Here is a 12,409-nt window from a genome sequence, read left to right on the forward strand (position 1 = left end):
GGCCGGGAGAGGCCCCCGCCCACCCCTGGCCTTCCCCCGGCCTCAGCCGGACGGGTGCTCTCCGGCCGCCGTCCGCCCGGCGCGGCGATCCCGCCGGGTCCCGTCCGTGATCATGCGCGTGTGAGCCCCCAACCCCGAAGTGCCGTGCGCCGCCGCGTCGTTCCGGCCGCGCTCGGCACCCTCAGCGTCCTGTCCCTGCTGTCCGCGTTGCCCGCCCTGCCCGCCGCCGCGCAGCCGGCCCAGCGGGACGACCGGCCCGCCGCGCCCCGCCCGGTCACCGCGGCCGAGTCCCGCACCGACGCCTACCTGAGGTCCGTGCGGCACCGGCCCGCGGCCCTGGTCGACTTCTTCCGGAGGCTGCCCAAGGGCGGCGACCTGCACAACCACCTGTCCGGCGCGGTGACCACCGAGTACCTGATCGAGCTGGCCGCCGAGGACGGCCTCTGCGTCGACACGAAGACCCTGACCGCCGTCGCCCCGCCCTGCGGCGCCGGCACCCGCCCGGCCGCCGACGCCCGCACCGACCGCGCCTTCCGCACCGCGCTCGTGCGGGCCTGGTCCATGCAGGACTTCCCACCGGACGGCAACGGCCACGACCACTTCTTCGACACCTTCGGCAAGTTCGGCGAGGTCACCTGGCGGCACCGGGGCAAGCTGCTCGCCGACGTCGCCGACACCGCCGTACGCGAGAACCAGTTCTACCTGGAGACCATGGTCACCCCGGCCTCCGACGGCGCGAAGAAGCTCGCCGCCGAGATCGGCTGGGACGACGACCTGGCCGCCCTGCACCGGAGACTGGTCGCGGGCGGCAGACTGGACCGGCTCGTCGCCGAGGCGCGTACGGAGGCCGACGACGGCGACGCCGAGTTCCGGTCCGCCGAGCGCTGCGGCACCGCCGACGCCCGGCCCGCCTGCGGGCTCACCGTCCGCTGGATCTCCCAGGCCTCCCGGGGTAGCGCGCCCGAGCGGGTCTTCACCCAACTCGCGCTCGGCATGCGGCTGGCCGAGGCCGACCCCCGGTTCGTCGCCGTCAACCTCGTCCAGCCCGAGGACGGGGAGGTCGCGCTGCGCGACTACCGTCTCCAGATGCGCATGGCCGGCTATCTGCGCACCCAGTACCCGAAGGCCCATGTCACCCTGCACGCGGGCGAGTTGTGGCCGGGACTGGTCAAGCCCGAGGACCTGGCGTTCCACATCGGGGAGGCCGTGGACGTCGCCCGTGCCGAGCGGGTCGGACACGGCGTCGACCTCGTCCACGAGGACGACTGGCGGCGCACCGCCCGCACCATGGCGGCCCGCGGCGTGGCGGTGGAGGTCCCCTTCTCCAGCAACGCCCAGATCCTCGGCGTCCGGGGCGCCGACCACCCCTTCACGGTCTACCGCCGCTACGGCGTCCCGGTGGTCCTGGCCACCGACGACCCGGGAGTCTCCCGGATCGACATCAGCCACGAGTACCGGTACGCCTCCGAGACCTACGGCCTGCGCTACCCCGAGCTGAAGGACCTGGCCCGCGCCTCGCTGGAGTACGGCTTCCTGCCGGGCGCGAGCCTGTGGCAGGACGGCCCGACCGCCGGCGGCTACCGGCCGGTCGCCGCCTGCCGCGCCGAACGCCCCGGCCTGCCGGTGCGCGGGGGCGCCTGCCGACACCTGCTCGCGGACAGCCCGAAGGCCCGTGTCGAATGGCGTCAGGAGGCCGCCTTCGCCGCCTTCGAGTCTTCCCACGAGCGCGCGGTGCGCTGATCCCCTCCCGGCCCGGACCACCCCGACTCCGGGCCGGAAAGCGTTTTTTGGCCGAGAAGGGGACCAGGTCACAAGCGGTAGGTGTCGTTCCGTCGCGTGCGATGCGTCATGTCCGCGCCAATAGCGGCACCGGCGTCCGGATCGCCCTGGGAGCCATCGACACCCTCCGGGGATGTGCGGACGGCACGTGACAAGCCCTCACGGGTTCCTCATGAGTCCTTCACGTAACGATCACTTTCGGCCGATCTCCGTTCCGGGCGGGTCCGGTGGGGCAGACGGCGCCGGGAGCGCGTGCCTAGCCTCCCGGGCCATGCGATCACCTCTGATGAGACGCCTCGGGCTCACCGCCGTCCTCGCCTTCGTCCTCGCCGTGTTCGGCCTGGCCCCCGCCGCCGGCGCCGACCCCGCGCCCGCCGCGCTCACCTTCAGCACCAGCAGTGCCACCACCACCCCGGGTGGCACGGTGCAGCTGTCGATGACGCTCACGAACAACCGGACCTATGACATCTGGTTCGTGTACCAGAGCATCGACCCCACCTGGCTGACCACGCAGCGCCCCGACCTGAAGTACAGCTTCACCGGGTGCAGCCTGGCCACCGCCGCCGGCGCCACCCCCTGTTCGGGCACCGGTCCGAGCAACCTCGGCGGCAACTACGGCGCCACCATCCCGCCCGGTCAGAGCCGTACCGTCACGCTGACCCTCCAGGTCGCCGCCGACTCCGGCTGCAACGGCAACATCGGCTTCTACTCGTACTACTACGCCGAGTTCAGCGACAGCGGCAACACCAACGGCGGGCCCGTCTACACGCCCGAGACCCGCGTGCTCTGCGCCTGACGGACCCCGCGACGGCGGGGTGGCGACGATCCGAAACCGGCCTCCCCGCCACCCTCCGCCACCCTGCCGGGCACCGGCACCCCGCTCGGCACCCCGCCCGGTCAACCGGGCGGGGTGCCGCCGCCGGACCAGCGGTCCGAGCCCCCCGCCGTCGCCGCGACCCCCTCGCGGGACGACGGAGGAACGGCCTTCCGGGTTGCCTCCGAAGGCGACCGGACACCTGCACTTTTCCGTCAGGTTTCGTAACACGACCACAAAAGCTGCACACAGCCATCACCATGTGTCGCGACGGATGGACGACGACCGGCTTCTGAGGGGGACGCCGGCGCCGTGCAAGGGGGTGCGTCCGCTCCACTGGAGCCGTGCTCACCCCTGCCCGGGGAGGGGACTTCACCGCATGAAGCGGACCACACGCACCACCGTCCTGACGGTGGGCGCGCTCATCGCCGCGCTCGGCCTGGGGGCCGCACCGGCCCAGGCCGACACCACGACACCGCGCATCGACCTCAGGGTCCTCGTGGTGAGCGACGGCGGACCGGCCACCGCCGCCATCACCGCCGAACTCGACGCCGACGGCACGCCCTACACGAAGGTCGACCTCGGCAGCGCCGGGCGGCCCGTCATCGACGCCGCCTTCCTCGCGGACACCGTCGACGGGCGCCCCCGCGCCAAGTTCCAGGCCGTCGTGCTGCCCAACGACAACCCGTTCGCGGCCGGCAGCGCCGAGATGGCCGCGCTCGCCGCCTACGAGCAGACGTACGCGATCCCGCAGGTCGACGCCTACACCTACGCCCGCCCCCAGACCGGCCTCCAGGTGCCCGCGTCCGGCGGCTACGCGGGCAGTGTCGACGGCACCACGGCCCAGGTCACCGCCGCCGGAAAGGCCGGCGCCTTCGGCTACCTGGACGGCTCGGTGCCCTTCGAGGACAACTCGCCTTCGGTCGGCGAGAGTTACGCCTACCTCTCCACCCCGGCACCCGGCGCCGACTTCACCCCGTACGTCCAGGCCACCATCCCCGGCACCACCCGGCAGGGCTCCCTGGTCGGCGAGTACCGGCACGACGGGCGCCGCGAACTGGTCGTCACCTTCGTCTACAACCAGTACCAGCAGCAGTTCCGGTTGCTGGCCCGCGGCATCGTGGAGTGGATGACCGGCGGGGTGCACCTCGGCGCCTCCCGCAACTACTTCGCCGTACACGTGGACGACGTGTTCGCCGCCGACGACCGCTGGGACACCCAGCTCAACTGCACCCCGGGGGACGTGGACTGCGTCAACGGCTCCGGCACCCCCGACCCGATCCGGATGACCCCGGCCGACGTGGACCACGCCACCGCCTGGCAGGCCGGCCACCACTTCACCCTCGACATGGTCTACAACGGCGCCGGCAGCGTCGACCAGCGCGAGGACAACGGCGGTGTCGACCTGCTCGCCGACAAGCTCATCGCCGACCGGAACCAGTTCCGCTGGGTCAACCACACCTACACGCACGCCTTCCTCGGCTGCGAGCAGAACGTCACCGTCGTGCCCTGGACCTGCGAGACCAACGCCGACGGCAGCACCAAGTGGGTCAGCCGGGCCACCATCAACGACGAGATCGCCACCAACCGCGCCTGGGGCCAGGCCGCCGGACTCCCCTTGGACACCCAGGAGTTGGTCACCGGCGAGCACTCGGGCCTGCGCATCCTGCCGCAGCAGCCCCAGGACAACCCCAACCTGGCGCTCGCCCTCACCGACGACGGCGTCAAGTGGCTCGCCTCGGACAACTCACGCGACCCCGAACAGCGCCAGGTCGGCCCCGCCACCACGGTCGCCCGCTACCCGATGAACGTCTTCTACAACGCGGGCCGGGCCGGCGAACAGGTCGACGAGTACAACTGGCTCTACACCAGCCGCGCCCAGGGCGGCAGCGGCGTCTGCGAGGACAACCCCGCGACCACCACCTGCCTGCCGGCCCCGCTGGACACCAGCACCGGGTACACCGACTACATCGTGCCGCTGGAGACCCGGACCGCCCTCGGCCACGTCCTGTCCAACGACCCCAAGCCGCACTTCATCCACCAGTCCAACCTCGCCGAGGACCGCCTCGCCTACCCGGTCCTGGACGGCGTACTCGACGGCTACGACGCCCTGTTCGCGGCCAACACCCCCGTGGTGAATCTGCGCATGAAGGACATCGGCGTGGAACTCCAGCGCCGCGCCGCCTGGAAGAGCGCCCTGAACGCCGGACAGGTCACCGCCTACCGCATCGGCACGGCCGTCACCGTCCAGGCGCCGAACGGCACCGCCGTCACCGCGACCCTGCCCACCGGCACCACCCGGGGCGGCACCGCCTTCGGCAGCGCCTACGCGGGCGCGGTCTCCGGCTGGACCGCCTCCGCCGGCAGCCCGCTCACCTTCACCCTGCCCGCCGCGGCGACCGCACCCGCCGCCACCACCGGGGGCGGGGCGAAGGCCACCGGCCCCGCCCCGCGCGCCAAGGTCCCGGCCGGCATGACGAAGCAGGTCCCGTACACCCCGGACAACTGAGCGACGCACCGACCTCGGGGCCCCTTCGGCCGCCGCCCGCCACCCCGCGGCGGGCGGCGGCCGGGCGGGCCCGCGTCCCCGGCTGCCCACCGGCGCCCGGGGACCGCACGACCACCCCACACTCCGGCCGTGGAGCACAATCGATGCACGTTCAGCACGGCGCGCGCCGTCCCGGCGCCGCGCACGTCACCCTGCTCACCGAGGGCACCTATCCGCACAGCCATGGCGGCGTCAGCGTCTGGTGCGACCAGCTCGTCCAGGGCATGCCCGACCTGGACTTCGACGTCGTCGCCGTCACCGGCACCGGACGCGAACCCGTCGTCTGGGACCTGCCCGCCCACGTCCGCCAGGTGCGGTCCGTCCCCATGTGGGGCGCCCCGCCGGACGGCCGCCCGCCCCGGGGCCGGGCCCTCGCCCGGCTGGCCGACGCCTACGAACGCTTCCTGACGGCGCTGCTCGACCCGGCCGCCGAGGGCCGGTTCGCCCCCGCGCTCTACGCGATGGCGCGCGCCGCCGCCGACGGCGCCCTGAGCCCGTTCCTGCGCGGCGACCGGGCCGTCTCGCTGCTCGCCGCCGTCTGGAACCGCCCCGGACTGGCGGTCCGCGAGGCCCGGCCCACCCTGCACGACGCGGTCACCGCCACCGCCCTGCTCGAACACGCCCTGCGCCCGCTCGCCGCGCCGCCGCCCCGGCACGGTGTCGCCCACGCGGTCAGCGGCGGCGTCGCCGTGCTGCCCGGACTCGCCGGCCTGGCCCGCCACGGGGTCCCGCTGCTGCTCACCGAGCACGGCGTCTACCTGCGCGAACGCTATCTGGGCTACCGCACCGCGCCGTACCGCTGGCCGGTGAAGGCCCTGGTGCTCGGCTTCTTCCGGCTGCTGGCCGAGGAGAGCTACCGGCGGGCCGCCCTGATCACCCCGGGCAACCGCTACAACCGGCTCTGGGAGGAACAGGGCGGCGCCGACCCCGAGTCGATCCGCACCGTCTACAACGGCGTGGACCCCGGCGCCTTCCCGCCCGCCGGACCCGAACCGGACGTGCCCACCCTCAGCTGGGCCGGCCGGGTCGACCCCATCAAGGACCTGGAGACCCTGATCCGTGCCTTCGGCCTGGTCCGCGCCGAGATACCCGAGGCCCGGCTCAGGCTGTTCGGCGGCACACCGCGCGGCGGCGAGGCCTACCGGGAGCGCTGCGAGGCGCTGGCGGCCGAGCTGGGCCACGCGGATGCCGTCACCTTCGAGGGCCGGGTCGACGACATCAAGGACGCCTACGCGGCCGGCAACGTCGTGATGCTCTCCAGCATCAGCGAGGGCTTCCCGTTCACCCTCATCGAGGCCATGTCCTGCGGACGCGCCACCGTCTCCACCGACGTCGGCGGGGTCCGGGAGGCGGTCGGCGACAGCGGGCTCGTCGTACCGCCGCGCGACCCGGCCCGGATGGCCGCCGCCGCGCTGGAGCTGCTGGACGACGCCGAGCGGCGCCGGGCGATGGGGGAGGCCGCCCGGCTGCGCGTGATCGAGCAGTTCACCCTGCGCCAGACCATCGACACCTTCCGCTCCATCTACCTCGAACTGCCCGCCCACACCCGGCCGTGCACCGCACCCGCCGAGCCGGGACCGGACCTCCGGATCGCCGCGGGGAGCCTGGCCGGATGAGCGGACCCATGGCCCTCGAACCCGGCGGCACCGAACAGGACACCCTCGCGCTCCGGCTCGCCGAGGCACCCGCCCGCCGCGACGACCACACCCTCACCCTGCGGCTGCCCGGCCACGGCGTCGACGAGGCGGCGGTGAGCCGGCTGGCCGCCGAACTCGCCGACCGCGTCGGCCCCGCCGTCCACCCCTACGAGGTGGCCGCCCTGCTGGAGGCCGAGGGCCTGACGGCCGGCCAGATCACCGAACGCTACGGCCACCCGAACCTGTTCTCCCTGGCCACCGCGCTGTATGAACAGGTGCCGCGCACCTTCCCGGAACCGGTACCGGCCGCCGACCCCTGGCGCCCGGACACCGTCCGCTGCCTGCTGCGCGGGGTGCTGTTCGCCCTGCCCGGCCTCGCCTACCTGCTCACCGCCCCGCTCTGGCACCCCGGCCGGCACGCCGCCGCCCTGGTCGTCGCCGGCGTCGTCTCCTGGGCGTGGGGGCAGGGCCTCGGCCACCGCGCGCACCTCCGGATGGCGGCCGGCCGCCGGGAGGCCGCCCGGGCCCTGCTCACCGGCGCCCCGCTCGGCGCGGCCCTCGCCACCGCCACCGCCCTGCCGCTCACCGGCGGCGCCCCGGCGCTGCTGGCGGCCACCGCCCAGTCCCTGTACCTCGCGGCGGCCGGCGTCCTGCTGGTCCTGGCGCGGGAACGGCTGCTGCTGGCCGCGCTCACCCCGCTCCTCGTGGGCGCCGCCGCCCTGCCCTGGTGGGACCCCGGCGTCCCGCTGCGCACCGGCCTCACCCTGCTGGCCCTGCTCGCCACCCTCGCCGTCACCGGATACGTCCTGCGCGGCGCCCTCGCCACCCCGGCCGCCGCCGACGGCAAGCGGCCGCCCCTGCTGTGGTCGCTGCCGTACGGGCTGTTCGGGCTCGCCGCCGCACTGCTCGTGCTCCTCGAAGGGCGCCGGGAGCCGTACGCCGTGATCGTGCTGACCCTCAGCATGGGACCCGCCGAATGGCTGCTCTACCGCTACCGGGGCCTGTCCGTCGCCGCCCTGCGCGCGACCGCCACCCCCGCCGGCTTCCTGCTGCGCTCCACGGCCGTCCTCGGTCTGTGCCTGCTGGCCTACCTGCTGCCGCTGCTGCCCGCCGCCTACCTCACCGGCGCCCCGCCGGCCGGCCTGCTGGCGCTCGCGGCCACCCTGTGGACCGCGCTGCTGCTCCAGGCCTTCGGCACCGCCTGGCCACCGGCCGTGATCTGTCTGGCCGCCGCCGCCACGGCCGGCGCGGTCACCCTCCTGCACCTGCCACCGGGCCCGGCCGGGGCACTCCCGCTCGCCTGCGCCGGCGCCGCCTTGTGTCTCGTGGCGTGCGCGCTGCGGCTGCTCGGCCGCCCCGCCCGGCACGCCTGACCCCGCGATCCCACCCACCGGAAGGAACGTTCACGTGACCACCCGACCGCTCGCCGCCGTCACCGGAGCCGAGGGCTTCATCGGCTCCCACCTCACCGAGGCCCTCGTCGCCGCCGGGCACCGGGTCAGAGCCATGGCCCAGTACAACTCCTTCTCCTCCTACGGCTGGCTGGAGACCCTCGCCCCCGACGTCCTGGACCATGTCGAGATCGTCCTCGGCGACGTCCGCGACCCCGGCTCGGTGCGCGGCCTGCTCGACGGCGCCGACGTCGCCTACCACCTGGCCGCCCTGATCGCGATCCCGTACTCCTACCAGGCCCCGCACAGCTACGTGGACACCAACGTCACCGGCACCCTCAACGTGCTGGAAGCCGTCCGCGCCCTCGGCACCCCCCGGCTCGTGCACACCTCCACCAGCGAGACCTACGGCACCGCGCGGACCGTCCCCATCACCGAGGACCACCCCATCAACACCCAGTCCCCGTACGCCGCTTCGAAGGCCGGCGGGGACCGGCTGGCCGACAGCTACCACGCCAGCTTCGACACCCCCGTCGTCACCCTCAGGCCCTTCAACACCTTCGGGCCCCGCCAGTCCATGCGCGCGGTCATCCCGACCGTCATCGGCCAGGTGGCGGCGGGGGAGCGCGTCATCACCCTCGGGGACCTGCGGCCCACCCGGGACTTCACCTTCGTCCGGGACACGGCACAGGCCTTCCTCGCCGTCGGCACCGCGCCCGCCGAGCGGGTCGTCGGCCGCACCTTCAACGCCGGGACCGGTGGCGAGATCTCCGTCGGCGACCTCGTCGCCCTGATCGGCAAGGTCATGGACACCGCCCTCGACGTCCGCGAGGACACCGCGCGCCTGCGGCCCGCGGCCTCCGAGGTGATGCGGCTCGTCGCGGACGCCGGCCGACTCACCGCCGCCACCGGCTGGGAACCGGCCCACTCCCTGGAGCAGGGCCTCGCGCACACCGTGGAGTTCTTCCGCGACCCCGCCAACCTGGCGCGCTACAAGACCGGCATCTACAACATCTGACCCGTCCGGCACGACATCTGACGCGTCCTGCACGACATCCGACCCGTCCGGCACGACATCCGACCCGTCCGGCACGAACATCCGACCCGTCCGGTACGTCACGGCACGACTTCTTCGAAGGAGAAGCCCCATGCACGCAGTGATCCTCGCGGGTGGCAAGGGCGTCCGGCTGCGGCCCTACACCACCGCGCTGCCCAAGCCGCTGGTCCCGATCGGCGACCAGCACGCCATCCTGGAGATCGTGCTGCGCCAGCTCAGCGCCGCCGGCTTCACCCGCTGCACCATCGCCATAGGCCACCTCGGCGAGATCATCCGCGCCTACGTCGGCGACGGCGCCCAGTGGGGCATGCGCGTCGACTACGCCACCGAGGAGAGCCCGCTGGGCACCATGGGCCCGCTGCTGAACCTGAGAGACCGGCTGCCCGAGACCTTCCTCGTGATGAACGGCGACGTCCTCACCGACCTCGACTACGCCGACGTCCTGCACCGGCACCGGCAGTCCGGAGCGCCCCTGACCATCGCCACCTACGCCCGCAAGGTGCACATCGACTTCGGCGTCCTGACCACCGCCGCCAGCAAGGTGGTCGCCTTCACCGAGAAGCCCAGCATGGACTACCGGGTCTCGATGGGCGTCTACGGCCTCAGCCGCGCCACCCTCGACGGCTACACGCCGGGCCTGCCGCTCGGCTTCGACGAGCTCGTCCTCGACCTGCTGCGGGACCAGAACCCGCCGCACGCCTACGACTTCGACGGCTACTGGCTCGACATCGGCCGCCCCGACGACTACGACCGGGCCAACGCCGAGTTCACCAGCCGCAAGTCCCTGCTGCTCAAGGGAGCCTGAGTCCCGCATGCGCATTCTCGTCCTGGGCGGCACCGGATACCTGGGCCGCCACGTGGCCGCGCGGCTGCGCGCCCTGCCGGACACGCGGATCCTGGCCGCCGGCCGCTCCTCGGCGGCCGACTTCCGGATCGACCTCGCCGGTGACCGTCCGGAACAGCTCGCCAAGACGCTCGCGGCCGCCGCGCCCGACGCCGTGGTGAACTGCGCGGGCGCCACCGGCGGCGACGCCGTGACCCTGGCCGAGGCCAACGCCCGGGGGCCCGCCGCGCTGTGCGCCGCGCTGCGCGAGGCGGCGCCCACGGCCCGCCTGGTGCACCTCGGCTCCGCCGCCGAGTACGGGCCCGGCACCCCGGGCGTCCCGGTCACGGAGACGGCGCCCGCCTGCCCGGTCACCCCGTACGGCGCGACGAAGCTGGCCGGCACCGTCGCGGTGACCTCCGCCGCCCTGGACGCGGTGGTGCTCCGGATCGGCAACCCGGTCGGACCCGGAGCACCCCGGGCCGGCCTGCCCGGCCGGATGGCCGCGCTGCTGCGCTCCGCCGGGACGGACCCCGAGGCGGTGCTGCGGCTCGGGGACCTGTCCGCCCACCGCGACTTCGTGGACGTACGGGACGTCGCCGACGCCGCCGCGCTGGCCGCCACCCGTCCCGGAATCCTGCCGCCGGTCCTGAACATCGGCGGCGGAACGGCCGTACCGGTACGGGAGTTGGTCCAGGGCCTCGCCCGGCGGGCCGGGTTCCGGGGGCGGGTGGCGGAGGACACGCGCGGCTCGGCCCGCTCCGCCGCCGTGTCCTGGCAGTGCTCCGACATCACCGCCGCCGCACGCGCCCTCGGCTGGCGCCCCGCCCACGACCTGGACGCCGCCCTCGACGCGCTGTGGGCGGCCGGGGCGGGGAACGGGCCCCTGCCGTGAGCCTGTTGATACCGCTCTACGTGCACCCGGCCGAGGACCCCGGCGCCTGGCACCGCCTGATCACCTCGGCCGCCCGCACCTACGCCGTCGTCCTCAACCCCGCGAGCGGACCGGGCGCCGCGCCCGACCCCGCCTTCGCGGCGGCGGCCCGGGCCCTGCGCGCGGCCGGCGCGCGGGTGCTCGGGTACGTCGACACCGACTACGGCGTCCGGGAGCGGGCGGCGATCGCCGAGGACGTGCGCCGCCACCAGGACTGGTACGCGACCGACGGCTGCTTCCTCGACCGCGTCACCGCCACGGCGGCGGGCCTGCCGGCCTGCCGCCGCCTGGTGCGGGACCTGCGCCGGCTCGGGACGCCCACGGTCGTCCTCAACCCGGGCGTCCACCCCGATCCCGGGTACGTCCGCCTCGCCGATCTGACCGTCACCTTCGAGGGCCACTGGACGACGTACGTCTCGGCGTTCACCCGGCCCACCTGGACGGCACGCCATCCGCCCGAGCGCTTCTGCCACCTGGTCTACGGCGTGCCCGGGGCCCTCGTGCCGCTCGCGGTGCGCACCGCGCACGAGCGGGGCGCGGCGGTGTGCGGGCCGGTCACCGGCGAACCCCCCAATCCCTGGGCCGGGTTGAGTCCGGCGCTGCCCGGCGCGGACAGTGTGGAAGGCTGAGCGGCGGCACACGTCCGCACCACGGGGAGGCAGAGCACGGCATGGCCGTCATCCACCGCACCACCCTCAAGCCCACCAAGGTCGAACTGCTCGCCGGCTGGCTGCCGACCCGCCCCTGGTACCGGGGCTCCGCGGCCCCGGTGCTGGAGCGGTCCGGCGGTTTCCGCCTGGACGACCCGGCCGGTGAGGTCGGCATCGAGTTCCTGGTGGCCACCGACACCACCAGCCCCGAGCACACCGCCTACCTGGTGCCGCTGACCTATCGCGGGGCGCCGCTGGAGGGCGCCGAGCACGCCCTCGTCGGCACCATGGAGCACGGGGTGCTGGGCAAGCGCTGGGCCTACGACGGCTTGCACGACCCGGTGCTGGTCACCGAGGTGCTGGCGCTGATCGAGGGCCGCGCACCGGCGATGGCCCAGAGCATCACCGACACCCCCGACCACGAGGTGACCCGCGCCTTCACGGGCCCCGCCCACACGGCGGCCGACCCGGCCCCGGCCCCGGCACCGACGGACGACGCCGCCGGCACCCACCTCCCCACCCCCGACGGCACGGTCCTGCATCTCCACCGGGTGCTCACCCCCGTCGACCAGAACCCGCCCCTGCCACCCGAGCCCACCCTCGGCCACGTGGCCACGGGCTGGCAGGGCCCGGCGGACACGCGTCTGCGGGCGGTACTGATGACCCTGCGCAAGGCCTGACCCCAGCCGCCGCCCACCGAGGGACGGCAGGCGGCGGCTTACGACCCCTCGCCGGGCGCCGCCGCCTTGGCTGCCCTGCCGGACTCCGCTCCTCGG

The 12,409-nt window shown here is 74.5% G+C and carries 10 protein-coding genes; all 10 read left to right on the plus strand.

What is annotated here, in order from left to right; genetic code table 11:
• Positions 1–120 precede the first annotated feature (120 nt).
• The 10 genes from NX794_RS27050 to NX794_RS27095 all read left to right on the plus strand — a co-directional run bounded on the left by NX794_RS27050 (position 121) and on the right by NX794_RS27095 (position 12,313).
• Positions 121–1,740 carry an adenosine deaminase family protein gene (locus NX794_RS27050; protein WP_258781653.1) on the plus strand — a complete coding sequence of 540 codons (1,620 nt, stop codon included), beginning with the start codon at positions 121–123 and terminating at the stop codon, positions 1,738–1,740.
• 310 nt (positions 1,741–2,050) lie between these two features.
• Positions 2,051–2,575 carry a hypothetical protein gene (locus NX794_RS27055; RefSeq protein WP_258781654.1) on the plus strand — a complete coding sequence of 175 codons (525 nt, stop codon included), beginning with the start codon at positions 2,051–2,053 and terminating at the stop codon, positions 2,573–2,575.
• A gap of 397 nt (positions 2,576–2,972) precedes the next feature.
• The gene (locus tag NX794_RS27060; protein ID WP_258781655.1) at positions 2,973–5,102 is read left to right on the plus strand and encodes a hypothetical protein; all 2,130 of its coding nucleotides are present in this window, start codon (positions 2,973–2,975) and stop codon (positions 5,100–5,102) included.
• 143 nt (positions 5,103–5,245) lie between these two features.
• Positions 5,246–6,757, plus strand: a complete 1,512-nt coding sequence (gene pelF / locus NX794_RS27065; protein WP_258781656.1) for a GT4 family glycosyltransferase PelF — start codon at positions 5,246–5,248, stop codon at positions 6,755–6,757.
• Positions 6,754–8,151, plus strand: a complete 1,398-nt coding sequence (locus NX794_RS27070) for a hypothetical protein (RefSeq protein ID WP_258781658.1) — start codon at positions 6,754–6,756, stop codon at positions 8,149–8,151. The genes pelF and NX794_RS27070 overlap by 4 nt, the downstream gene beginning before the upstream one ends.
• A gap of 34 nt (positions 8,152–8,185) precedes the next feature.
• Entirely contained in the window at positions 8,186–9,187 is a 1,002-nt protein-coding gene (locus tag NX794_RS27075) for a GDP-mannose 4,6-dehydratase (RefSeq protein ID WP_258781659.1), read from the plus strand.
• A gap of 130 nt (positions 9,188–9,317) precedes the next feature.
• The gene (locus tag NX794_RS27080) at positions 9,318–10,031 is read left to right on the plus strand and encodes a nucleotidyltransferase family protein (protein WP_258781660.1); all 714 of its coding nucleotides are present in this window, start codon (positions 9,318–9,320) and stop codon (positions 10,029–10,031) included.
• Positions 10,032–10,038: 7 nt separating this feature from the next.
• On the plus strand, positions 10,039–10,944 hold the full coding sequence (locus NX794_RS27085; RefSeq protein ID WP_258781662.1) for an NAD-dependent epimerase/dehydratase family protein: 906 nt from the start codon (positions 10,039–10,041) through the stop codon (positions 10,942–10,944).
• Positions 10,941–11,612 carry a spherulation-specific family 4 protein gene (locus tag NX794_RS27090; protein ID WP_258781675.1) on the plus strand — a complete coding sequence of 224 codons (672 nt, stop codon included), beginning with the start codon at positions 10,941–10,943 and terminating at the stop codon, positions 11,610–11,612. Before NX794_RS27085 ends, NX794_RS27090 begins: the two co-directional genes overlap by 4 nt.
• Before the next feature lie 41 nt (positions 11,613–11,653).
• Entirely contained in the window at positions 11,654–12,313 is a 660-nt protein-coding gene (locus NX794_RS27095; protein WP_258781676.1) for a maltokinase N-terminal cap-like domain-containing protein, read from the plus strand.
• The last annotated feature ends 96 nt before the right edge of the window (positions 12,314–12,409 follow it).

This window comes from Streptomyces pyxinicus, assembly GCF_024753135.1.
Classification (GTDB): domain Bacteria; phylum Actinomycetota; class Actinomycetes; order Streptomycetales; family Streptomycetaceae; genus Streptomyces; species Streptomyces pyxinicus.

What these genes read in the sequence shown, in the direction of transcription:
- NX794_RS27055 (WP_258781654.1), top strand. Translation starts at nt 2,051, where the DNA reads ATGCGATCACCTCTGATGAGACGCCTCGGGCTCACCGCCGTCCTCGCC.
- NX794_RS27060 (WP_258781655.1), top strand. Translation starts at nt 2,973, where the DNA reads ATGAAGCGGACCACACGCACCACCGTCCTGACGGTGGGCGCGCTCATC.
- pelF (WP_258781656.1), top strand. Translation starts at nt 5,246, where the DNA reads ATGCACGTTCAGCACGGCGCGCGCCGTCCCGGCGCCGCGCACGTCACC.
- NX794_RS27070 (WP_258781658.1), top strand. Translation starts at nt 6,754, where the DNA reads ATGAGCGGACCCATGGCCCTCGAACCCGGCGGCACCGAACAGGACACC.
- NX794_RS27080 (WP_258781660.1), top strand. Translation starts at nt 9,318, where the DNA reads ATGCACGCAGTGATCCTCGCGGGTGGCAAGGGCGTCCGGCTGCGGCCC.
- NX794_RS27085 (WP_258781662.1), top strand. Translation starts at nt 10,039, where the DNA reads ATGCGCATTCTCGTCCTGGGCGGCACCGGATACCTGGGCCGCCACGTG.
- NX794_RS27095 (WP_258781676.1), top strand. Translation starts at nt 11,654, where the DNA reads ATGGCCGTCATCCACCGCACCACCCTCAAGCCCACCAAGGTCGAACTG.